The following is a 22,292-nucleotide window of genomic DNA, read 5'->3' as shown; positions in this document are numbered from 1 at the left end:
TTCTTAAAAAACCGCTCCTGATGAGCGGTTTTTTATTGAGGGTTCGTTTATTGATTGTAATAATCTCTAACCATTTGCGATATCTGAATTGACTGAACGAATGGACTGATAATAAATCTGGTTGCGTCCAAGCTGTTTGGCACGATATAGCGCCTGATCCGCGATTCCCAATAAGGCGTCTTTATCAATATCATCTTCACCACGATAGACGGTAATGCCTAAACTGATGGTGATATGTTTCGCAACCGAGGATTTTTCATGTGGAATTTCCAGACGATCAATCGCCTTAAAAATATTTGAAGCCACTGCATAAGCACCATGTGCATCCGTTTCTGGCAAGAGCACCACAAACTCTTCCCCGCCATAACGCGCGACAAAGTCCATATGACGGATCGCATTTTTGATGGTTTTGGCAATAGTCGAAATGACATCATCACCTTTCTGATGCCCATAAAAATCGTTGTAATTTTTAAAGAAATCTACATCGATAAACAGAATTGCCAATGCCGTTTCTTCACGATGTGCACGTTCGAAATGGACTTGCAGCGTCTCATCAAAAGTCCGTCGATTGGAAATCTTGGTCAGCTCATCGTACTGACTCAAATGTAATAATTCGTTGGTATGGATACGCTGGATCTGCTCACTGATTCTGGCGCGAATGCTATAGAGAAATATCACACGTTCACGGGCAAAAATCATATGGCTAATCACATAACCCAGCAAGCAACTTCCAATTAAAATCCGGCCAAAAACCATAGGATTAAATTCAACTGAAAGGCTAAACAATACAAGAATAGTAGTTGCCGCAGCGAGTAATCCGGTGACCAGCATCTGAATCGGTCTAATACCGGTCAGAATATAACCCAGGATATACACGATCGTGACTATGGCCATGGACTGATGCTGCAAGGCATCAGTTTTAATCGACATGGTAATGCATGAAATTGACACCTGTATCCAGAACACCAACAGCATCGAAGCCTGCGGAAAAAAGCGCTTGATCTTGGGTAAACAGGAGAATATATAAAAAATGATTAATGACATGCCACCATTGAGCAGGCCCAGCATACACAGGACAAAATCATGTACGAAATATTCTTTGCTGATACTCCAGTAATCTGTAGGAATCATTACCACTAAAAAAAGGAAATAGGCTAGTACTCCAGCCCAGACATATTTTTCGACATGTTTACGGGCGCGTTCCAGATTTTTGGTCCAGAATTCTTGTTCCAGATTTTGTGGGAAGACCGGGCCTACACGCTGGCTTTGCCGTGTAATCAGTTGTTCTATGTCTTCTTTATCATCTTGCAATTTCGCTAGATTGTACTTGTATTCCATTGCCAAGTATTTATGTAATTTTTTTATTAATTTTAAAATAACATACTTTTTAAAATTAATTTATACATATCCCTTATTTTGTAGCGCTTTCTCGTTACCATTTTTACTATAGATGGATTATCATTTGTTTTATTTGTTCGACTGAATTTGCCTTGAATACGATTACGATTCTCCAGCCAGATGATTGGCACGTTCACCTGCGTGATGGTTTAGCACTGCAACGTACCGTTCCCGATTTAGCCAAGCAGTTTTCTCGCGCCATTTGCATGCCAAATCTGGTGCCACCCGTTAAAACTGTCGAAGAAGCCAATGCCTACCGTGAACGTATCATGGCACATGTGCCTGAAGGGGTAAATTTCGACCCACGTATGGTACTGTATTTCACTGACAACACCCCGGCAAGTGAAGTTAAAAAGATCAAAGAATCTGCGCATGTCAATGCCATCAAGCTCTATCCTGCGGGTGCGACCACCAACTCCGATAGTGGTGTGAGCGATATGAGCAAAGTCTACGGCGTAATTGAACAGCTTGAAGAACACCAAGTGCCTTTATTGCTACATGGTGAAGTGACGCATAATCATGTCGATATTTTTGACCGTGAAAAGCGTTTCCTGGATGAAGTGCTGGCTCCCTTACTCAGACAATTTCCCAAGCTGAAACTGGTGCTCGAACACATCACCACCAGCGAAGCAGCAAACTTTGTACTTGAGCAAGACCGTAATGTCGCTGCAACCATTACGCCGCAACATTTATTGTTTAACCGCAATGACATGCTGGTTGGTGGGATCAAGCCGCATTTCTACTGCTTGCCGATTTTAAAACGTCAAACGCATCAGCAAACTTTGCTGGAAGTCGCAACCAGCGGTAATCCTAAATTTTTCCTGGGAACAGATAGCGCGCCGCATTCAAAAAATGCAAAAGAAAATGCGTGTGGCTGTGCAGGATGTTATAGTGCGCCGACTGCCATTGAGCTGTATGCTCAGGCATTTGATCAGGTGGGTAAAATTGAACGCCTGGAAGGTTTTGCCAGCCATTTTGGTGCAGACTTCTATGGCCTGCCACGTAATACCAATACCATTACCCTGGTTAAAGAAGATCAAGTAATCCCTGAAAGTTTAGACTATCTGGATGGTGAACAGATTATCCCACTGTATGCTGGTAAAACCATTCAATGGAGAAAAGTGTGACAAATGAAACGCTCCCAATCATTGGTCAACGTTTTCGTGGATTCTTACCTGTAGTTGTCGATGTCGAGACTGCAGGTTTTAATGCGCAGACTGATGCATTGCTGGAAATTGCGGCCATTCCGATTGTTTATAATGAGGAGGGTCAATTTGTGCCGGGTCAAGCTTACCATGCACATATCAATCCTTTCGAAGGGGCAAACCTCGACCGACGTTCGCTGGAGTTTATTGGGATCGATCCTTCTAATCCAATGCGAATCGCCATGGCCGAAGATGAGAAAACTGCACTCAAGCGCATTTTTAAATCGGTGAATGAAGTGCGTCGCCAGCAAAATTGTACCCATGCAGTTTTAGTCGGACACAATGCACATTTCGATTTAGGTTTTCTTCAGGCCGCGATTGCCCGTACCGGGACCAAAAACCAGAACCCGTTTCATAGTTTTTCTGTCTTCGATACAGTGACTTTAAGTGCGGTGATGTTTGGTCAGACTGTACTGGCGAAGTCCTGTATCCAAGCTGGAATCGAGTTTGATGGTAAAGAAGCCCATTCTGCATTATATGATACGCAGAAGACCGCTGAACTGTTTTGCTATATTTTAAACAAACTCGCACCTCACCTGCTTGACACTCTGGTGGCGGATCAATAAGATACCGCCATCTTCTAAACGTCCCTATCGTCTAGAGGCCTAGGACATCGCCCTTTCACGGCGGTAACCGGGGTTCGAATCCCCGTAGGGACGCCATCTATTTTTTCTCTTCTTTATATTTCTTTGATCAGCATCTTAAGCTGCTCAAGTCCTACACTTTTATCAATTAATTAATGAAAATAATTCTTACCTACTTTAAGTTAATGATAATCACTTCCATTATCTTTCGCAGATTTAACCCTTCTCATGCGTTTTGCTTATTCCCCACTTTCTATTGCGGTTCTAACAGCTTTATCAACATCTAGTTTTGCAGAAGAATCAAATTATCAAGAATCCATCCTCAAGGAAGCTACGGTTAAGTTCAGCACGATTATTATCGAAGCTCAGCAAGCAAATGAAGTGGGAAAAACAGTTTATTCAAAAGAAGATTTAGAAAGTACGCCAAATAGCTCAAAGAACATTACCGATTTTTTAAAAGTGAATCCGAATGTGCAGTTTAGTCAGTCACAACTTGCAGCAGGTTCTCAAGGTGAAACTAAACCTGCCGAAATCTCTATTAATGGCGCACAAACCTTCCAAAACAATTTTATTGTGAATGGTGTTTCCAACAACCTACTTATTAATCCAGCAAATTCAAACACAAATACATTTCAAGATATCGGAACTGGCGCACAAGCTATGGCAGTGAACACTGACCTACTTTGTGAGCTTGAAGTATTAGATAGCAACGTGTCTGCCGCTTATGGTCAATTCACAGGTGGTGTTGTAAATGCTAAAACATGTGCACCGCAAACAGAGATAGGGAAAATTCACGGTTCTATCAATTACGATTATACTGAAAGCGATTGGGCTCGCTACAACTCAATTTCACCTTTAGAAGAAAGTAAATTTGAAGAGCCCACAGATGACTACCAAAAGGAATATACCAAACAAGGTCTAAGCACCAATATTTATGGGAAGCTCTCGAATGATTAGGGCTTTAATGCTTATGCTTCTCAACGAGAGTCTATCATCCCAGTCAAAAGTGGTTTTGAAACACCTAAAACAATTGATCAAGAACGACATATCTCAAATCTTGGTGCAACATTATTTTATACACCAAACGCCTCAACCAAAGCGAAGTTTGGTTTCGATTATGGTTTGCTCGATAGCTTAAGTTATGTGGACAGTAATCGTGATTCAGGTAGTACTACTGAAACCGAAACACTTACTCTGTTCTCGGAACTTGAACATCGCTTCAACTTAGGTACTCTCGTACACAAACTTAATTTCCAAAACTCGGCGACACAACGTATTGCTGACAATAACTACAGTATGCATTGGTACTACGCCAAAGGAAGTAAAGATTGGAATAATACCGATGTAGTTCGAGAGGGCGCCATCATGGGAGAGATTGAACAACGCCAAGACGTCCTTTCCTATGACCTACAAGCGAATATAGACCCTTTTAAACTTGGTCAATCCCAACACAACATGACTATAGGTACGGGTTATAGCCATGCTCATGTTGCGTAGAAACAAGTCGAGGATGTTTTACTCGCGACAAAGATCAACTTAAAAGAACTTGGCAAAGATACTACCTGCCTTCAAAGTGACCCATATTGTGATGATAAACTAACGATAAATGGTTGGAATGGACAATATATCGCTGGTGGGACTCTGTACAAAGCTGGTGCTATCCAAGCTCAGCAAGATCGCCTAAATATATTTATTGAAGATAATATTCAGTGGAATGATCAATTTTCAACACGCTTTGGTGTTCGCGCTGATTATGACTCTTTAAGTAGTAATATCAATATTGCTCCTCGTAGCCGTCTCTCTTACAAACCCTTTAGTAATGATCAATTGCATTTATCCGCGGGATGGAATCGCTACTATGGTCAGCAAACTTTAGGTACAGAGCTGAATGAAATTCAAAATGATTTGCTCTACAAACTGTCACGTGAAAAACCACATGCGCCTTGGGTAGCAACACAAACTGCACTATCCAGCGGTGCGCGTAGTTCAGCGCTCAATACCCCTTTCAGTGACGAGACTGCTTTAGGCCTGAATACACAAATCCAGAATTGGGATCTAGGGCTAAAATGGGTCAATCGTAAATATCAGGATGAAATATCAAAAACTAAAGTTACTCCTTTAGATGGATCAAAATTCTTCTACGAATATAACAATGATGGAAGTGGCAAAGCTGACATCTACACCTTAACACTTAAAAATCGTCAACCGATCGCTCTGGGGGATAGCCAACATTTATTTGCCTTGGGATTTGACTACAGTGAAGTCTTCCGCAGTTATGTAGATTACACTTCAGCCTATGATCAAGCCACTCAAGATGAATGGGTCTCTTATGATGGTCAAATTATTCGTTGGTCAGACCGCCCTGCCCCAAACTTTAACCAACCATGGACCGCACGAGTAAACTGGGATATTGCATTCGATACACTGCCTGTACGTATTTCAAACTTCTTTAGCTATAAAGACAGTTACGATAATATGGTTGCAGTCTCCAATAAAAATGACAAAGTCGAGTATAAAGGTGAACTGCTTGACACCTATTTAGCCTCTGAAATTAAACCCAAATTTAAATGGGATATGCGCACCACCTATGATTGGGAAATTTCAAAAGATTTAAGGGCAATTTTTGGTTTAACCATTAACAATGTAACCAACCGCGTGAATACCTATACAACAGGCTCGACCTCAAATGATAGACCACGTGTGATGATTGAAATCGGCCGCCAATTTATTGCGGATGTTACTTTTAAATTCTAGAGCCTGAATAGGTACATGCTGCTGCTCTTTTTAATTTGCTTAGGCTATAATTAATGCGATTTCATATTTTGCCTTTGTATCATGTTAAAAAAGATCTTACTGGTTTTACTGATTTTAGCCCCATCCGCACTATATCTCTATATCGTCAACCGTGATGATAACCACACTGCGGAGACTGAAACAGTGTCAACGCCAACTGAAAACTCTCAGCCTGAGCAATATCAAACTCCAGATCACTAAGTTTTAGTGATCTTTTCAAATATTTATTTTTTATAGTCCTGAAATCTGTTCAGAAAATAACATCTTAATAAAATAAAGTTTTTGTTTTGCCTAATGTTTAAACTGTTAAATGAATTTTAGCAAAAACCCTTTTGACAAACCCCGGCTTAATCCTTAATATACGCATCACCTCGCAACGTCCCTATCGTCTAGAGGCCTAGGACATCGCCCTTTCACGGCGGTAACCGGGGTTCGAATCCCCGTAGGGACGCCATCTATTGATCTCATACGATCAGACCTTATTCGAAATTACCATTATTCGATTGCAGATTTGTAGTTTTTCACTACAATAGCTCGCTTCATTCCTTTGAAGTATTTCTTATTTCCTATGCACTCATCTCCGAATGATGCTACGCATCAGGGCAATTCTGCGCCTTTAAAACGCGCTATGAGTACTCGACATCTGGTCATGATTTCGCTTGGTGGCGCAATCGGAACAGGCCTATTCTTAGGGTCGGGTGAAGTCATTGCACAAACGGGGCCTGTAGGTGCCATTCTCGCTTATCTCCTGGGCGGTATTATCGCGTACATGGTAATGCTATGTTTGGGCGAACTTGCCGTTCATATGCCAGAATCTGGTTCATTTGGTGCTTATGCCAAACGTTATATTGGACCAGGCACAGGCTATACCATCACCTGGTTATACTGGCTGACATGGTCGGTCACTCTCGGAACTGAATTTACTGCAGCGGCCTTGCTGATGCAGGAATGGTTCCCGGATATTTCCATGTGGTTATGGACCATTATCTTTGGTGTATTCGTATTTAGTCTCAATATGATTTCGACCCGCTGGTTTGCCGAATCCGAATTCTGGCTGGCACTGGTAAAAGTGGTCACGGTTGTTGCTTTTATTCTTTTAGGTCTATTGGCCATCTTTGGTGTTCTGGGCTATCAAGGCTATGAAGCTGCGCCTTTATTTACCAATCTAACTGCACAAGGCTGGTTCCCTGAAGGTCTATTCCCGATTTTTGCTACGATGCTGATTGTGAACTTTGCCTTCTCTGGTACCGAGCTGATTGGTGTGGCTGCCGGTGAAACTGAAGATCCTGCGAAAAATGTTCCTAAAGCAATTAATACTGCGATTTTCCGCTTATTAATTTTCTTTGTAGGTACCATTATCGTGGTAACAGCCTTACTTCCGCATCAGGAAGCAGGCTTAGCCGCTGAAGGCGTAAGTAGCAGCCCATTCGTAACCGTATTCCAGCATATTGGTATCCCATATGCTGAAGACATTATCCGTTTTGTCATTATCACTGCGTTGTTGTCTGCTGCCAACTCGGGCTTATTTGCTGCTTCACGTATGATGTGGTCATTGTCATACAGCAAACAGTTACCTGCCATATTCTCAAGACTGAATGCTCGCGGCGTACCGTATATTGCAGTTATGGTGACTATGCTGGGTGCATTGCCAGGTTTATTGTCTGAACAGTTTGCGCCAGAGACGATCTTTACCAACTTGCTGGGCGTTGCAGCGTTTACCATGGTGGTGGTCTGGATGAGTATTTGCTTAAGCCAGTTCAACTTCCGTCGTCAATGGTATAAACAGGGTCATACGGCCAAAGAACTGGGCTTTGCTGCACCATTGTTCCCGATTGTACCAATCCTGGGCTTTGTGTTCTGTTTTATTACCTGTATCAGTATGGTCTTTGATCCATCAATGCGTATCAGCTTCATAGGCTGTCTGCTATTTATTGCAGCGTGTTATGCAAGTTATTATGCCTTTTATCACAACAAGTCTTAATCATCAGTTTTAAAAGAGCGGCTCCGGCCGCTCTTTTTTTATCTATACTATAACCATAGTGGGCAGCCTTAAGGGTGAGTCGATGAAAATTGTGTTTATTCACAGCATGAACAAGCAACAATATACGGCTACTTCATTACGTCAACATTGGCTGCATCTCTTCAAAACAGGCCTTCAGAAAAACCTACAACAGCAAGCCCGTTTTACTTATTTAAAACGGCATATCCGTATCCCTTTTTATGGCGATTTACTTTCTCGGCATCATTTTCATAACGTCTTGAATGCCAGCACCCTGATGCCGCAACAGTGGCCGCATTTCCCTTTTTTACATCCCGCACAGCTGCAACCGGCATCGCCACCAGACCAGTGTACCTATCAAATTTGTGACGTCCCGCAGTCGAATATTGATGATGTCCTGAATTTCAATCAAAAACTGAAATTCATTACAGCATTAAGCAAAGATATTGCCTTGCGGGATTTTGCGGTACTCATCAATTATTTTCCCAGCTTACATGCCAGCTTTTTGCATAAGTTTTGCTGGAAACTTATCTTTATTTGGCCAATCCGGATTTTATGCAGGAAGTTCACCGCCGCATTCATGATCAACTCTATAGCAGCAGGCCACAGATTCTGGTGGCACATTCGCTTGGCAGCGTGATTGCCTATAATTATTTGATTCAGCATCCAGACGTCATTAAAGCGCTACTGGAATTGCTATAAGACTCACGTCAAACTCTAAATTCAACTTTTACCGTTCCATTCATATTCTTCTTCTATTCAGTAAAATCTTTCATCCAGACCTACCAATTTACTGCTTTTTCTGCCTTTTTTATAAATATACGGATGTCTGTTAATGATTGTTTTATCAAAGATAATTTACACATTAACGCCACAAAAAGTGCAGCTTGGCTTGCCGCAATTTTCTCTATACTGTGAATATATAGATCGACCTCCGTAAGGTATCGATGAAAGTTATTTTTATTCATGGAATGAACCAGCAACATCACAGTGCTGCATCGATTCGCCAGCGCTGGCTGCATATACTTCAAAAAGGCATTCGCAAACACCGTCATGATGCCAGATTCAGTTATTTACGACGTCACATTCACATTCCATTTTATGGAGACTTGCTTTCACACTATAACGTTCGCAACATCCTGAATGCTGGAACCTTGATGCCCCAGCAATGGCCCAGCTTTCGTTTCCGTCAACCTGTCCATCCTCAGCTTCCTGCACCAGTTCCACGTCCTGGCTGGCGCAAGCCCGTGATTTCAGATCTTCCTCAGCTTCATCTGAATGAGCCGATGGATTTCAAACAGAAATTCAAATTTATTACTACGCTAAGCAAAAATGTTGCACTGCGAGACTTTGTATTATTGCTGAATTATTTTCCCAGTCTGCATCGGAGCCTGCTTCAGAAATTTCTGATTGAAACCTATCTGTATCTCGACAATCCTGCTTTCATGAAGGAAGTTCATGAGCGGATTGCCCGGCAATTGAATGGTCGCAAACCTTGTATTGTGATTGCTCATTCTCTGGGCAGTGTGATTGCCTATAATTATCTTATTCAGCATCCTGAACTGAACGTACAGCGTTTTATTACTTTAGGATCGCCATTAGCCTTTCAGGTGATCCAGTCACATTTACCGCAACCCATTGTACGACCTGCAGCAATTACAGGCGACTGGATAAATTTTTATTCAACTGATGATTTTCTTACCGCCTTTCCTCTTACACAACCGCCATTTCAGTTTCAACCCGCAATTATTAACCACGGCATTCGTACCCATATTCACCGCCCGCATGATATTACTGGCTATTTACTCCATCCGCAGGTGGTAGAAGCAATTCTGGAATTGCTTAAAAATCCAGCTTAAACCATGTAATTTTCCAGTATTTTCTCTAGATTGTTTTAAATTTATGCACTCAACCCAGAAAATCATTTTTTTTATGGAAATGCGTTTGACACCCCCCTGTTTTCACCCTATTATACGCCCACCTCTGAAACGTCCCTATCGTCTAGAGGCCTAGGACATCGCCCTTTCACGGCGGTAACCGGGGTTCGAATCCCCGTAGGGACGCCAATTTTCAGAAGTACATTTTATTAAGTCCCTATCGTCTAGAGGCCTAGGACATCGCCCTTTCACGGCGGTAACCGGGGTTCGAATCCCCGTAGGGACGCCATTACTTCAAGCTAAAAGTAGCGGTTTTAAAATTTATCTTCTGTACTGTCCCTATCGTCTAGAGGCCTAGGACATCGCCCTTTCACGGCGGTAACCGGGGTTCGAATCCCCGTAGGGACGCCATATTCGAGATGGCAACATCTCAACAAAAAGCCCGAGCATTGCGACTCGGGCTTTTTTTTATCTTGCAAATTTTATTTCTGAAAACTTTAAACCTTGTTTTTATCATTCGTTCAAATCTAGCTCTCTTTCTGGGGGCTGCCATCCCATTCTTAATTTTACAATTTGTATTGTTTTAACATTTCTATGCATAGAAATATCCGTTCATTTTCATTTAAAGCAATACACCAATAAATTAGAACAAAAATTCAACACCCTGCTTTTAGAGGGCACGTTAAGGTAAATCAAGAGAAATCTGCAAGGATCAGATTATGTTCGTCAGCACAGAGCTAAGTTTACCTTTATCGCCAAATAAAAATCATAATTATCAAATTAAAAGCTTTAAGGATTGGGTCGACTTTTTTCAAGATACTGAAATTTCGACATATACCAAAACTGAAAAAGCTGAATCTTATTTGAGCGATCTGATTAAAAATTTAAATATTGATACTCTCGGATGGTTAGATCAGCCCCCACAGGTTGAACAGCATCTTTTAGAACAACATCATCAAATCTGTGCCACTTTCCAGGCCTATGTCAATCGCCGTAAACAGCAGCAGCCTCGGGAATATTTTCCAACGGTTTCTCATGCTTTCGAATTCCTGGCGAAAGTTGCACCGGTCAAACTGGTCGATGGTGCCTGGTTATATTCGACCGTGCCAAACTGTAATCAGCCCGAGCTAAAAGATTTGATTTACATCTATCTCGAAGAGCTTGGTTTAGGGCATCCGCGTGCCAATCATGTCACCATGTATCAGGACCTGTTGAGTCATTATGAGCTGAACAGTTACGCCGAGCATTTGGATGACAGTTACTACGAACAGGCTGCCGTACAGCTAGCACTAGCTTATGCCCCGGCCAAATATTTACCTTTGGTCATTGGCTTTAATCTCGGCTATGAACAGTTACCGCTACATCTGTTAATCACCAATTATGAACTGGCTGAACTGGGTATCGATCCGCATTATTTCAATGTGCACATTACTATTGATAATGCTCACAATGGTCATGCGCAGAAATCCCTGCAAGCGTTTATCCAGCATTTTAATCAAGCTGAAGATCCACAAATTTATCTTGAACTGATTAAAAAAGGCTATGTTCTGAATGACATCGGCAAAAGTTCCTCTCAGATCATTAAGGAACTGGATATTGGGCAGATGGCTTTAAAAGTTTTCCAGAATAAAGCGCTGATTGGTCAATATATTCATAATCAGAAATGCCAGTTTAGTGGCAAGACCATCAATGACTGGTTATCCGATCCTGCCCAGATTGCCGAGTTTTTGCAGGTCATGATTGACAAAGGCTGGATCGTAAAAGATGCACCAGTGGAGCAAAGCCGTTTCTGGAAAATGATAGATCATCCGGAAGGTAAAATGTTTGGGGTCTTTAATGCGACCGAAAAACAGATTATTAAAGACTGGATTCAGGGCGCAGGCTTGGCAACTCGCCTGTCCTCACGTAGTGCAACCCCATCACAGGCAAAAATTGAACCTGCAATGAGCCGTATGGACCAGCAGCGCTTGAATCAGTTAAAAAGTCGCTTCATGCGCTGTGAAGGTGCGGAACAGAAAATTGATTTACTGATTCCTTATACTGCACCGCATATGCATCATACTGAAATTGGTTTGTGGGCGACTCGTCAGTTAAGCCAGTTATTATTTCCTTTTCAGACCCAGGCGATGCATTATTCCTAAAGCACCCCTAAGTGCCAGAAATTAAAAAACCGGACATTTGCAGTGTCCGGTTTTTTAATAAAGATTAAGCCGATTTTCGCGAGTTTAATTGTCCCTTGATCACCGCTTTGACATTGCCTTTCAGATACTGCAAAAAGACCTTTAGTGGTGACAGCTTTGGATTAGGCTGCTTGCCTTTGGCAATTTCTTTAAACTGCGCGGCATACCAGATGATTTCCATAATCGCCATTTTGTCGACCATTGGAATACCGGTTTTAATTTTCTCAACCGCATAACGTACATCATGCCCTGCAACCAGACGATTGCCCAAGTCAGGTTCTACCGCAAAGGGACGTGCAATCCCGACAAAATCACAAGCACCACTGTCAAGCGCGGCATTCATGCCTTCAACAGTTCGGAATCCACCAGTGACCATGATATGGCACTTCACTTCCTGACGGATTTTTTCGGCAAAATCGAGGAAATAGGCTTCACGAGCAATGGTCGAGGCCTTGCGCTTGTCTGCTTTCACGCCGGCCATCGCAGGTGCTTCATAGCTACCACCTGACACTTCAATGATATCAATGCCTGCAGCGTCCATCGCCTTAAAGACATAAATGACATCTTCTTCGCTAATACCGCCACGCTGGAAATCAGCTGAATTCAGCTTGACTGAAATAATAAAATTTTCCGAAGTCGCAGCACGAACAGCCTGATAGGTTTGCAGCAAGAAACGGGTACGATTCTCAATACTACCACCCCATTGATCCTGACGCTTATTGGTCAGCGGTGACAGAAACTGGCTAATCAGATAACCATGTGCCCCATGCAACTGCACCCCCTCAAATCCTGCTTTTTCACAGATGGCAGCCGAAGTGGCAAAGCGCTGAATAATATCCAGGATTTCATCTTCGCGCAGTTCCCGTGGGGTTCCAAAGCTCATGGCCAAAGCCGGACTAAAGGATACTGCCGAAGGTGCAACCGTTTCTTTATTCAGACCTTTAGGACACTGGCGGCCCGGATGCGACAACTGGACCAATTGTACCATGCCATGCTGTTTGCCTACGTCGGCCCAGACTTTAAGCTGCGCCAGATCGCGTTCTGTTTCTACCACTACGACGCCCGGTTCATTCTTAGCACGATAATCCACCATGACATTACCCGTAATAGCACAACCCAAACCACCTTCGGCCCATGCTTCATACAACTTGAAATGCGCCTGATTGGGTTGGCCGGCATCATTGGCCAGTGCTTCACTCATGGCACCTTTGATGATGCGATTTTTGAAAGTGGTATTGCGAATTTGAATGGAATGGGCCAATTGAGTCATGATCTGTCCTGATACGTTACTTTTATTTTGTACTCGTTTATAACGTAAGCCAGAACAATTGACAATCAGTCTTGTCAAATTTACACAATTTTATCTGCTTATTTTTTCATGGTTAAAGATTTTTGTGATTTAGTTTCTTGGATCAAAAGCATCCCGTACTGCTTCTCCCATATAGATCAGCAAACTCAGTACAATGGCCAAACTAAAGAATCCCGACAATGCTAGCCACGGCGCATTTAAGTTGTTTTTGGCCTGAAGCAAGAGTTCCCCTAGGGATGCCGAATCGGGTGGCAAACCATACCCTAAAAAATCCAGCGCTGTCAGTGCAGTAATATTGGCGGTTAGTATAAAAGGTAACTGTGACAGGCTAGAACCTATCACATTGGGAAGAATATGTTTGAACATGATCCGTCCATCCCCGGCCCCGATACTTCTTGCTGCCCAGACATATTCCAGATTTCTGGCGCGCAAGAACTCAGCGCGCACCATACTCACCAGTGTGGTCCAGCCAAATAACAGCATGATCAGAAATAGCCAGTAAATACTCGGAGTAAACAGACTGACCAGTACCATCACCATAAACAGCATCGGTAAACCGCTCCAGACTTCGAGTATGCGTTGCCCGATCAGGTCAATCCATCCACCATAATAACCCTGAATTGCCCCTACTAAAATTCCCAACGCTGCAGACAATAGAGTCAGAGCAAAACCAAACAGTAATGAAATCCTTAAGCCATATAGAATCCGTGCCAGAACATCACGGCCCTGATCATCTGTTCCCAGCCAGTTTTGCGCACTCGGTGGCGAAGGCACTGGTTCAGCCAGTTCAAAATTTGGCGTTTGATAAGAAAATGGAATGATGGGCCAGATCGCCCAGCCTTTTTCTGCAATCAGTTGCTGTACAACGGGATCTTTATATTCTGCTTCTGTCTCAAATACCCCACCAAACGTGGTTTCTGGATAGGATTTCAGGATAGGCAGATAAAAAGCATGATCATATTTCACCAACAAGGGCTTATCGTTAGCAATCAGTTCTGCACCCAAGGAAATGATGAAAATAGCACTGAAAATAATGAAGCAGCCAAAGCCCAGCTTATGCTGCTTAAAACGTTGCCAGCGTGCTTGCATCAAGGAAGACATTATTGTGATCCTCGACGTGAACTGAAATGAATCCTTGGATCAATCAGTTGATAGAGCAAATCGCTCAGCAAGCGCAGCAGCAGGCCGAGCAAGGTAAAGATAAACAAAGTACCGAAAATCACCGGATAGTCACGCTGGATAATTGCCTCAAACCCTAAAACACCTAACCCATCCAGATTAAAGATAATCTCGATAAACAGGTTTCCCACAAAAAACACCCCGATCAGAACTTCAGGCAAACCTGCGATAAGCACTAAAATGGCATTCCGGAATACATGCCGATACAGCACTGCATGTTCAGTTAAACCTTTGGCCCGGGCAGCCAAGACATATTGCTTAGTCAGCTCTTCTACAAAGGAAAATTTGACCAGATAGGTCAAACTGGCAAATCCGCCAAGCACCATGGCCAACAGCGGCAAGGCCATATGCCAGAAATAATCCTGAATTTTCGCAAAGAATGAGAGTTCAGCAAAATTTTCAGAGCGAATTCCCTGCAAGGGAAACCAGTGCAGATAAGACCCACCAGTAAAAAATACGATGAGTAAAATGGCAAAAATAAAGGCTGGAATGGCATAGCCTACTGCCAACACTAGAGAGGTAGTCTGATCAAACAGACTGCCATGTTTTCGGGCTTTTCTAATCCCTAAAGGAATGGAGACCAGATAAATCAGCAAGGTACTCCACAGGCCTAAAGAAAGCGATACTGGCAATTTTTCCCAGATGAGTTCAGTCACAGGTTTGTCTTTGAAAAAACTCTGCCCCAGATCAAACTGCGCATAACGCGTTAGCATTTCCCAAAATCGAATATGCAGCGGCTGGTCAAAGCCGTACTGGATATTAATCTGCTCAAGCATCTCCGGTGTGAGGCCTTGCTTTCCCTGATACTGCAATCCGGTATGCGCCAAACCATTGACCTGTTGCGCCTGATAAATCGCCTGCTCCACCGGACCACCGGGTGCCAGCTGGATCACCATGAAATTGATCAGCAAAATGATCAGCAAGGTTGGAATCATCAGCAACAGACGTTTGAGAATATAAGTGCTCATGGCACTCCCTGATAGGCTTGGAGCTTAATGCTGTTTGAAATAATCAGCCACATGTCTGGCCTTTTCTGCATCGACCCACCAGTAATCAATCCCGGCGGAGAGTTTAGGTTTTCGTTGCGGCTGCTGATACATATTCCAGTAAGCATACCAGTATTCACCCGTACCATAAGTCAGAATATGATAATAGCCTGCACGCAGTAAACGGTCTAATGCTCGGGTACTATTCACCAGCTGTTCACGGTTTTGAGCCTGTGTCACCTGCTGAATGACGGCATCAATGGCCGGATTTCGAATGCCGGCATAATTATAATTACCTGGCTGCGTGGCGGCCTGACTGCCCCAGAACTGTTTCTGCTCCTGCCCCGGTGTCAGGGATTGCGGCATGGTATCGACAATCATATCAAACTGATAATTCCGCAGCCGTTCATAATATTGCGCGGTTTCTACCATACGAATGCTGGCCTGAATGCCCAAGCGTTTTAAATGACGTAGATATGGCATCAGATCACGCTGCTGTTCCGCCTGATGTAACAGGAACTCAATCTGTACCGGTTGACCCGCAGCATTGACCAACTTCCCCTGTTGATAACGATAGCCTGCCTTTAATAGCAATTGACGGGCCTTTAACAGATTGTTCCGGTTAAAACCGGAGGCATCTGACTGAGGATATTTCCAGTCCTCAAGTACCGCCTGACGTTGAACCGGATCAAGCTGCTTTAAATGGGGTTTCAAAATGTGCAGTTCTTGAACACTTGGCCGTCTATGAGATGCAAGCTCGCTATTGGAAAAAAAGCTGTTCAGGCGCTGATATTCACCATAGAACATGGCTTTATTCAGCCATTCAAAGTCATAGGCAAAACTCAAGGCTTGGCGGAAACGGATATCGGCAAAAGGCTGACGGCGGGTATTGAATATCAGACTATGGGTCGGAATCGGGTTGTGATGCTGAAAGCGGTAACGCTGCACCTGTCCTTGCCGAACGGCAGGAAACTGGTAGTCTTTCACCCAACGGTTGACCTGTTTTTCCTCATGCAAGGTAAATTGGCCCGACTTGAAAGCTTCGAACTTGATTTCAGGGCTACGATAATAACGATACTTGATCCGGTCAAAATTATAACGCCCGCGGTTGACCATCAAGTCTTTACCCCAATATCGGGGATTGCGTTTGTAGCTAATACTACGTCCAGCATCTATGTGTTCAATGACATAGGGCCCTGAACCCAGCATCGGTTTCAGCGTCAATTCTTTAAAATCACGCTTTTGCCATTCCTGTTTAGAATAAATGGGCATCTGTGCGACAATCATCGCCATTTCCGGATTATGTCCGGATTTAAAATGCATTTTGACCTGTAAAGGTGACAGGACTTCCAGCCAGTTTAAATCAGCCAGATACATCTGCAGGCCAAAATTGGACTGGGTCTGAAACAACTCAAAACTGTATTTGACATCTTGCGCAGTCACCGGCTGGCCATTGCTGAACCGTGCTTTGGGATTTAAATGAAAAATAATAAAGGCGGTTTTCTTGGGGTCAAAACTGACTTTTTCCGCCAGCAAGGGATAGTACACACCGGGCTCATCCAGTGACTTGGACAGCAAACTGTCAAAAATATAGTTGCCCCCTTCAGTGACATTGCCCTTGCCATTCATGCTGTTTAAATTATCGAAACTGCCATCAGCTGCTAGAATCAGCGTACCGCCTTTCGTTGCTTGCGGATTGGCATAAGGCAGGGATTTGGCCTGGGCATATTTCGGCTGGTTATATAGCGCGATATATGGGGTGGTGATCAGGGCTGCCCAACTGCTACTTACGAGCAGCGGGGCTAGCCAGATAAACCTGAAAGTTTTAAATAAATGCGCGAATCTCATGATCCATTCATTAATTCGGCACTTTAATCACATCACCAATACGCAATTGTGTATTCGGTTTGAGATCATTCATTTCCGCCAGTTCATTGCTGTTCACGCCATAACGTGAGGCCAAACCGATTAAGGTATCACCGCGTTTGACCTTATAATCCGTCACCAGTTTTGGAATCTGAATGGTTTGACTGACACGCAATCCTGCGCGTGGGCTCAGATTATTTAACTGAGCCAGGTCGGTCACGCTTATGCCTAAACGACTGGCAATTGTATTCAGGGATTCACCTGATTTTACCGTATAGGATTCAGTTGCCTTAGAAGCTACAGGCTTAGCTGCCACTTTCACGTCTTCAACTTTTTTATCTGCCGGAAAGTCACCCTCAATTTTTAAGCGCTGGCCAATACGCACTGTACTATTGGTATTCAGGCCGTTTAGATCTGCCAGATATTTCAGTTGTAAATGATACTGACGCGCAATAGAGCTTAAGGTTTCACCTGATTTCACCACATGCGAATCCGATTTTGTATTCTTGGCCGCAGTTTCCGCGACCACTTCACGTACCGGTTCTGCGACTTCACCACTCAATTTCAGACGCTGCCCCACTCGCAAACCTGCATTACGTGACATGCCATTCAGGCTCGCCACCTGGTCCATTGACAGATTGTATCTTGCGGCAATGCCGGTCAGCGTATCAGCCGATTGAACCGTATAGGTTTCAGGGATCTGACTTCCGGCTGGAATCTTGATGGTCTGACCTATACGTAAACCACTACTGGCAGACAACCCATTCAGTGCAGCCAGTTCAGAGACACTCAGCTTGCTTTGACTGGCAATGCTATACAATGTTTCACCGCGTTTGACCTGATAGTTTTCAGTCGCAGTCTGATCGACTTTGACATTTTCAAACTTCTGTTCAGTTTTCTGGCTAGATGCCGTTAGCCCTTCAACTTCCTGAAGTGGCACATTGATTTTCTGACCCACCATCAGACTGCTACCAGCAGTCAGACCTGACGTCAAAGAAGCCAGTTCAGCATTTGAAAACCCGTAACGATCGGCAATCAGTTTCAGATATTCACCGCGTTTCACCGTATAGGATTTGGTCTGAACCTTGGCGGTTTCAGCTTTTTCCGTGTTTTCAACTTTGGCTTTGGATTGTCCTGTTTCTTTTAATGACAGCTTTTGCCCAACAAACAGACCGCTATTGGTGCTCAAGCCATTAAAATCAGCCAGTTGTTTTACACTGAAACCAAACTGGGTCGCCACGCTGGTCAGAGAGTCATTGGCCTGAACCACATAAGTTTCCGGCTTTTCTTTGGCTTTGCTGGCTTCCTGTACCGGTTTGGCATCATACAGATAAATGGTGGTGCCCACATACAGCGGAGAATTTGGATCAATCTGGTTCCATTTCGCTACATCACGCCAGTTCACCCCATTTTTGGCCGCAATCATTGCCAGATTATCACCTGGTAATACCTTATAGGTACTGCGTTTGCCTTTTGGTGCGACCACCACCACTTCAGAATCGGTCTTGACGTAATTTTTACCCTGATTTAGTTTGGCTTCAACCGAGTTCGCAGTGGTATTGTCAGCAACTTCTTTTGGATAAGAGAAGCCTTTGGTGAGCTCTTTGCCTTGCTGCTCAGCCACAGACAGGCTGGTTTGAATGGCAGTCAGCTTGATTTTACCGTCATAAGGATCAACAATTTCTGTGCCAGCCGGCGCCAATGCTTTCAGCTCTTCAACCACTTCGGCCTGTTCTGCCGGTGTTGCGACAGGCTGCAGAATTTCATCTACAGTTTTCTGAATATCCTGTGCGATGACCGCCTGCTCAACTTGCTGACGCTCAGCTGCCGAAATCGGTGGTTCGACCTGAATCTGTTTCGCTGGCGCTGCAGGTGTTACAGCTACCGGAATACGCGGCGCACTTGGAATCGGCAAATCACTTTGTGCCGCAAAACTGGCCAAGGCAGATGAGCCTTTAGGCGTCGAAATCTTTTTCGTAGTCTGCGTTACAGTATTTGCCGTTGTCGCGGTACTTACCGCTGCTGTGACGACAGGTGGCGTACTTGCAGCTTTAGCCGGAGTCGTTGTTTTAGCAACAGTCGTTGCAGGCTGATTACTAACAACCGCTGGCGGAGTCTGTTTAGAAGGTGTAATCGTTTTGGTATTTAATTCTGGCGGTGCAGCTCTGGTGGGCACCACTGTCGTCGTATTTCGCGGCAGGCTGCTCGTGTTACTCGCCCATAAACCACCTGAACCGGATAATTTTTTTAGCTTTTCATCGACTGAAGGACTTAGGTCAGCTGGAATCAGAATACGGCGCGGACTTGCAGGATCAATATGATCACCACGATGACCCGGGTTTAATTGATACAGTTCTGCACGGCTCAAACCGGTAATGGCGGCAATTTCATTTAAACTGGCAACACCGACCGGTACTTCACGGAAATGCGGACGGTTGGCAATCGGTGGCAAACTCACCCCATAACTGCCCGGATTTTTAATAATTTGTGCAACCGCCAGGAAACGTGGCACGTAACTCATGGTTTCTTGTGGCAGTTTCAAGGACCAATAATCGGTGGGCAGACCTGCGGCTTTGTTACGGTTAATTGCCTGCTGGATACGGCCTGGGCCGGCATTATAAGAAGCGAGCGCCAATTCCCAGGAACCAAACTGGTTATACAGACTGCCTAAAAATTCATAGGCTGCACGGGTCGATTCCACTACATCACGGCGACCATCGTATAATGAGGTCTGCTTTAAACCATAAATACGGCCGGTACTTGGAATAAATTGCCATAAACCTGCCGCCGCCGCACTACTGGTCGCAGCCGGATCATAAGAACTTTCAATAATCGGTAACAGTGCCAACTCGGTCGGCATGCCACGGCGTTCTGCTTCTTTTACTGTGTAATATAAATAACGTGATGCACGCGCACTTAAGCGATCCAGATAAGGCTGACGTGAAATAAACCAGCCACGCTGCGCATCAATCCGCGGATTCCAGACACTTAAGTCCATCTTGAAACCTACGGTCATGCGTTTCCAGACATCACCATGTTTCAGAATCTGTAAACGGTCGCCTTCGACTGCACGCATATCCGTTGCAGAGAGTAAATCTTCGAGTCCATCCAGACTGCTGGCATCCAGATATTGTGATCCAACCTGCTTGCTTGATGCTGTTTGGGTCGCACTTTGTGTAGATGAACAGCCCGTTAGTCCTAGAGAAGCAAGCGCAGTTCCCAGTACAGAATATTTTAAAAATGTAGGTAATGTCGGCTGCCACAAAATTGCGGTTGGTTTATACATAAAGAAATCCAAACAACTCGTATATAAATTTATTTTTTAGATATGCCATTGTAGTGAAGCATGTCGAAGACTCAAGCCAATAATTTACCGCGATTTCACGTTAAATGTTACAAGAAATTAAAAAATCCTGGACATATAGATTGATCGACTGCATTTGCGCTATACAATAAGCCTTCCAGCTTGTTCTATTTTGATCGGATTTAATCTATGTCACACACTATCACACTTTATGTTGATGGCGCCTGTCGCGGCAACCCGGGTTTAGGCGGTTGGGGTGCGTACATTGTTAATGGCCAACAAGAACACAAAATCTGTGGCGGTGAAGATCATACTACTAACAACCGTATGGAGCTGACGGCTGCCATTGAAGGGATTCTGTTTTGTGACAAGCAAGACAAACTGGTGATCTATACCGATTCCAAGTATGTCAAACAAGGCATTACCGAATGGATTCACGGCTGGAAAAAGAAAAACTGGAAAGACGTCAAAAATCCGGATCTGTGGCAAAAACTTGATGAAGTCTGTCAAGGACGTGACATCGAATGGCACTGGGTCAAAGGTCATGCTGGACATCCGGGCAATGAAATGGCCGATCAGCTGGCCAATCTGGGTGCTGATGAAACCCTGAAAAAATCCAAGCAAAGCCCTTCAATCTCTGAAGATAAAAAAAAATCTGAACCCGACTGGTTGCTAGATGATCCTTTCGGCCTGGATCTGGCCGAGAGCGAAGAAGAAGAGCTGGAAGACCTGCCGGAAGAAATCATCGAAGTGACTGTTGAAGAAATTGTACAGACTGAAGTTTTAGCAACGGACAGCAATGAAGATGCTTCATCTTCAGACGCATCTGCCTCGACTGAGATACATCCGCAAATTGTCATTACACCGGCCAAGTTACAGCTGCATGGCCCACGACAACTGATTCTGGATACTGAAACCACCGGTTTTTATTATCAGGATGGTGACCGGATTATTGAAGTCGGCGCGCTGGAAATGATTAACCGCAAACTGACCGGCAGCTCGATTCATATTTATATCAATCCGAAAACACCTGTCGGTGATTCTGTCAATGTCCACGGGATCACCGACGAATTCCTGCAAGACAAACCGCTGTTTGAAGAAATTTCTCAAGTGCTGTTTGACTATTTACACGGCGCGGAAATTATTGCGCATAACGCGACCTTCGATATGAACTTCCTGGATATGGAATTCAAACGTGCAGGTTTTAAAGCACTCTCCGAAGTTTGTGACGTCACCGATACCTTGGCACTGGCCAAGTCCAAGCATCCCGGGCAGAAAAATTCGCTGGATGCCTTAGTGCGCCGTTACGAGATTCCACAACGTGACCGTACTTTCCACGGTGCCTTGCTCGATGCGGAAATCCTGTCCGATGTTTATCTGGCGATGACCGGTGGACAGGTGTCTTTTGATATCGATGCCCTGTCTCAGTCTGAAGACCAGAACAGCCGCTCAGGGATGGCCAGAGTTGAAATTGAATTACCGGTAATTCTTCCGTCAGAACAGGAACTGCAAGAACATGAGAATTGGGTCAAACAATTCGAAGAAAAACATGGAACTGCTTGCCTTTTCGCGAAATAAAATCTACATTTCCGGGGATACTTTAGGTTTAAAA

Annotated in this window: 16 protein-coding genes, 5 tRNA genes and 1 pseudogene; 16 read left to right on the top strand and 6 right to left on the bottom strand. The window is 44.1% G+C overall.

The window, feature by feature from the left end:
• Window positions 1–66: 66 nt before the first annotated feature.
• Complete coding sequence (locus FTT86_RS00735) at window positions 67–1,338, bottom strand: GGDEF domain-containing protein (RefSeq protein WP_071851843.1); 1,272 nt, start codon at window positions 1,336–1,338, stop codon at window positions 67–69.
• A 152-nt stretch (window positions 1,339–1,490) separates the two neighbouring features.
• Between FTT86_RS00735 and pyrC the strand changes: the two genes are divergently transcribed.
• From pyrC to FTT86_RS00670, 15 genes and pseudogenes are all read left to right on the top strand, one after another.
• Window positions 1,491–2,525, top strand: coding sequence for a dihydroorotase (gene pyrC, locus FTT86_RS00730; RefSeq protein WP_004279558.1), 1,035 nt, complete (start codon window positions 1,491–1,493; stop codon window positions 2,523–2,525).
• Window positions 2,510–3,169 carry a ribonuclease T gene (rnt, locus tag FTT86_RS00725; protein WP_004279557.1) on the top strand — a complete coding sequence of 220 codons (660 nt, stop codon included), beginning with the start codon at window positions 2,510–2,512 and terminating at the stop codon, window positions 3,167–3,169. The genes pyrC and rnt overlap by 16 nt, the downstream gene beginning before the upstream one ends.
• A gap of 20 nt (window positions 3,170–3,189) precedes the next feature.
• Window positions 3,190–3,265: transfer RNA gene (locus tag FTT86_RS00720), tRNA-Glu, on the top strand.
• Window positions 3,266–3,415: 150 nt separating this feature from the next.
• Window positions 3,416–4,144 (top strand): Plug domain-containing protein, encoded by a 729-nt coding sequence (locus FTT86_RS16000; protein WP_249449797.1) that lies wholly within the window; start codon window positions 3,416–3,418, stop codon window positions 4,142–4,144.
• Between the two features lie 186 nt (window positions 4,145–4,330).
• Window positions 4,331–4,684, top strand: coding sequence for a hypothetical protein (locus FTT86_RS15995; protein ID WP_249449796.1), 354 nt, complete (start codon window positions 4,331–4,333; stop codon window positions 4,682–4,684).
• 330 nt (window positions 4,685–5,014) lie between these two features.
• Entirely contained in the window at window positions 5,015–5,941 is a 927-nt protein-coding gene (locus FTT86_RS15990) for a hypothetical protein (protein ID WP_325754941.1), read from the top strand.
• Between the two features lie 81 nt (window positions 5,942–6,022).
• Window positions 6,023–6,181, top strand: coding sequence for a hypothetical protein (locus FTT86_RS00710; protein ID WP_004279546.1), 159 nt, complete (start codon window positions 6,023–6,025; stop codon window positions 6,179–6,181).
• 177 nt (window positions 6,182–6,358) lie between these two features.
• Window positions 6,359–6,434, top strand: a tRNA-Glu gene (locus tag FTT86_RS00705).
• A gap of 114 nt (window positions 6,435–6,548) precedes the next feature.
• Window positions 6,549–7,961, top strand: a complete 1,413-nt coding sequence (locus FTT86_RS00700) for an amino acid permease (protein WP_071851841.1) — start codon at window positions 6,549–6,551, stop codon at window positions 7,959–7,961.
• 82 nt (window positions 7,962–8,043) lie between these two features.
• Window positions 8,044–8,654 (top strand): annotated as a pseudogene (locus tag FTT86_RS00695) (alpha/beta hydrolase); the annotation flags it as partial.
• A 272-nt stretch (window positions 8,655–8,926) separates the two neighbouring features.
• Window positions 8,927–9,838, top strand: coding sequence for an alpha/beta fold hydrolase (locus FTT86_RS00690; RefSeq protein WP_180180389.1), 912 nt, complete (start codon window positions 8,927–8,929; stop codon window positions 9,836–9,838).
• A gap of 131 nt (window positions 9,839–9,969) precedes the next feature.
• Window positions 9,970–10,045 (top strand) — tRNA-Glu (locus FTT86_RS00685).
• 24 nt (window positions 10,046–10,069) lie between these two features.
• Window positions 10,070–10,145, top strand: a tRNA-Glu gene (locus FTT86_RS00680).
• A 46-nt stretch (window positions 10,146–10,191) separates the two neighbouring features.
• Window positions 10,192–10,267, top strand: a tRNA-Glu gene (locus tag FTT86_RS00675).
• Between the two features lie 308 nt (window positions 10,268–10,575).
• A complete protein-coding gene (locus tag FTT86_RS00670; RefSeq protein ID WP_148334382.1) occupies window positions 10,576–11,997 on the top strand; it encodes an iron-containing redox enzyme family protein in 1,422 nt (473 codons plus the stop codon).
• A gap of 64 nt (window positions 11,998–12,061) precedes the next feature.
• Here FTT86_RS00670 and FTT86_RS00665 read toward each other — a convergent pair whose 3' ends face one another.
• The 5 genes from FTT86_RS00665 to FTT86_RS00645 all read right to left on the bottom strand — a co-directional run bounded on the left by FTT86_RS00665 (window position 12,062) and on the right by FTT86_RS00645 (window position 20,662).
• Window positions 12,062–13,306: an NADH:flavin oxidoreductase/NADH oxidase family protein gene (locus FTT86_RS00665; RefSeq protein ID WP_071851834.1), complete on the bottom strand. Its 1,245-nt coding sequence runs from the start codon at window positions 13,304–13,306 to the stop codon at window positions 12,062–12,064.
• A gap of 129 nt (window positions 13,307–13,435) precedes the next feature.
• Window positions 13,436–14,446, bottom strand: coding sequence for an ABC transporter permease (locus FTT86_RS00660; RefSeq protein ID WP_180180388.1), 1,011 nt, complete (start codon window positions 14,444–14,446; stop codon window positions 13,436–13,438).
• On the bottom strand, window positions 14,446–15,492 hold the full coding sequence (yejB, locus tag FTT86_RS00655; protein WP_180180387.1) for a microcin C ABC transporter permease YejB: 1,047 nt from the start codon (window positions 15,490–15,492) through the stop codon (window positions 14,446–14,448). The genes FTT86_RS00660 and yejB overlap by 1 nt, the downstream gene beginning before the upstream one ends.
• A gap of 24 nt (window positions 15,493–15,516) precedes the next feature.
• Complete coding sequence (locus tag FTT86_RS00650; protein WP_180180386.1) at window positions 15,517–17,358, bottom strand: extracellular solute-binding protein; 1,842 nt, start codon at window positions 17,356–17,358, stop codon at window positions 15,517–15,519.
• A 10-nt stretch (window positions 17,359–17,368) separates the two neighbouring features.
• Window positions 17,369–20,662, bottom strand: coding sequence for a LysM peptidoglycan-binding domain-containing protein (locus tag FTT86_RS00645; RefSeq protein WP_180180385.1), 3,294 nt, complete (start codon window positions 20,660–20,662; stop codon window positions 17,369–17,371).
• 207 nt (window positions 20,663–20,869) lie between these two features.
• Between FTT86_RS00645 and dnaQ the strand changes: the two genes are divergently transcribed.
• Window positions 20,870–22,258 carry a DNA polymerase III subunit epsilon gene (dnaQ, locus tag FTT86_RS00640; protein ID WP_071851828.1) on the top strand — a complete coding sequence of 463 codons (1,389 nt, stop codon included), beginning with the start codon at window positions 20,870–20,872 and terminating at the stop codon, window positions 22,256–22,258.
• Window positions 22,259–22,292 lie beyond the last annotated feature (34 nt).

The organism is Acinetobacter sp. YH01021 (assembly GCF_013420255.1).
Lineage (GTDB): Bacteria > Pseudomonadota > Gammaproteobacteria > Pseudomonadales > Moraxellaceae > Acinetobacter.
The sequence above is the reverse complement of the archived record's forward strand: the minus strand, read 5'-3'. Positions and strand labels throughout refer to the sequence as shown.

Excerpts from the sequence above, each read along its gene's own strand:
- FTT86_RS00700 (WP_071851841.1), top strand. The coding sequence starts at position 6,549 with ATGCACTCATCTCCGAATGATGCTACGCATCAGGGCAATTCTGCGCCT.
- FTT86_RS00710 (WP_004279546.1), top strand. The coding sequence starts at position 6,023 with ATGTTAAAAAAGATCTTACTGGTTTTACTGATTTTAGCCCCATCCGCA.
- dnaQ (WP_071851828.1), top strand. The coding sequence starts at position 20,870 with ATGTCACACACTATCACACTTTATGTTGATGGCGCCTGTCGCGGCAAC.
- FTT86_RS16000 (WP_249449797.1), top strand. The coding sequence starts at position 3,416 with ATGCGTTTTGCTTATTCCCCACTTTCTATTGCGGTTCTAACAGCTTTA.
- yejB (WP_180180387.1), bottom strand. The coding sequence starts at position 15,492 with ATGAGCACTTATATTCTCAAACGTCTGTTGCTGATGATTCCAACCTTG.
- FTT86_RS00650 (WP_180180386.1), bottom strand. The coding sequence starts at position 17,358 with ATGAGATTCGCGCATTTATTTAAAACTTTCAGGTTTATCTGGCTAGCC.
- FTT86_RS00665 (WP_071851834.1), bottom strand. The coding sequence starts at position 13,306 with ATGACTCAATTGGCCCATTCCATTCAAATTCGCAATACCACTTTCAAA.
- FTT86_RS00670 (WP_148334382.1), top strand. The coding sequence starts at position 10,576 with ATGTTCGTCAGCACAGAGCTAAGTTTACCTTTATCGCCAAATAAAAAT.
- rnt (WP_004279557.1), top strand. The coding sequence starts at position 2,510 with ATGGAGAAAAGTGTGACAAATGAAACGCTCCCAATCATTGGTCAACGT.
- FTT86_RS00645 (WP_180180385.1), bottom strand. The coding sequence starts at position 20,662 with ATGTATAAACCAACCGCAATTTTGTGGCAGCCGACATTACCTACATTT.
- FTT86_RS00660 (WP_180180388.1), bottom strand. The coding sequence starts at position 14,446 with ATGTCTTCCTTGATGCAAGCACGCTGGCAACGTTTTAAGCAGCATAAG.
- FTT86_RS00690 (WP_180180389.1), top strand. The coding sequence starts at position 8,927 with ATGAAAGTTATTTTTATTCATGGAATGAACCAGCAACATCACAGTGCT.
- FTT86_RS00735 (WP_071851843.1), bottom strand. The coding sequence starts at position 1,338 with ATGGAATACAAGTACAATCTAGCGAAATTGCAAGATGATAAAGAAGAC.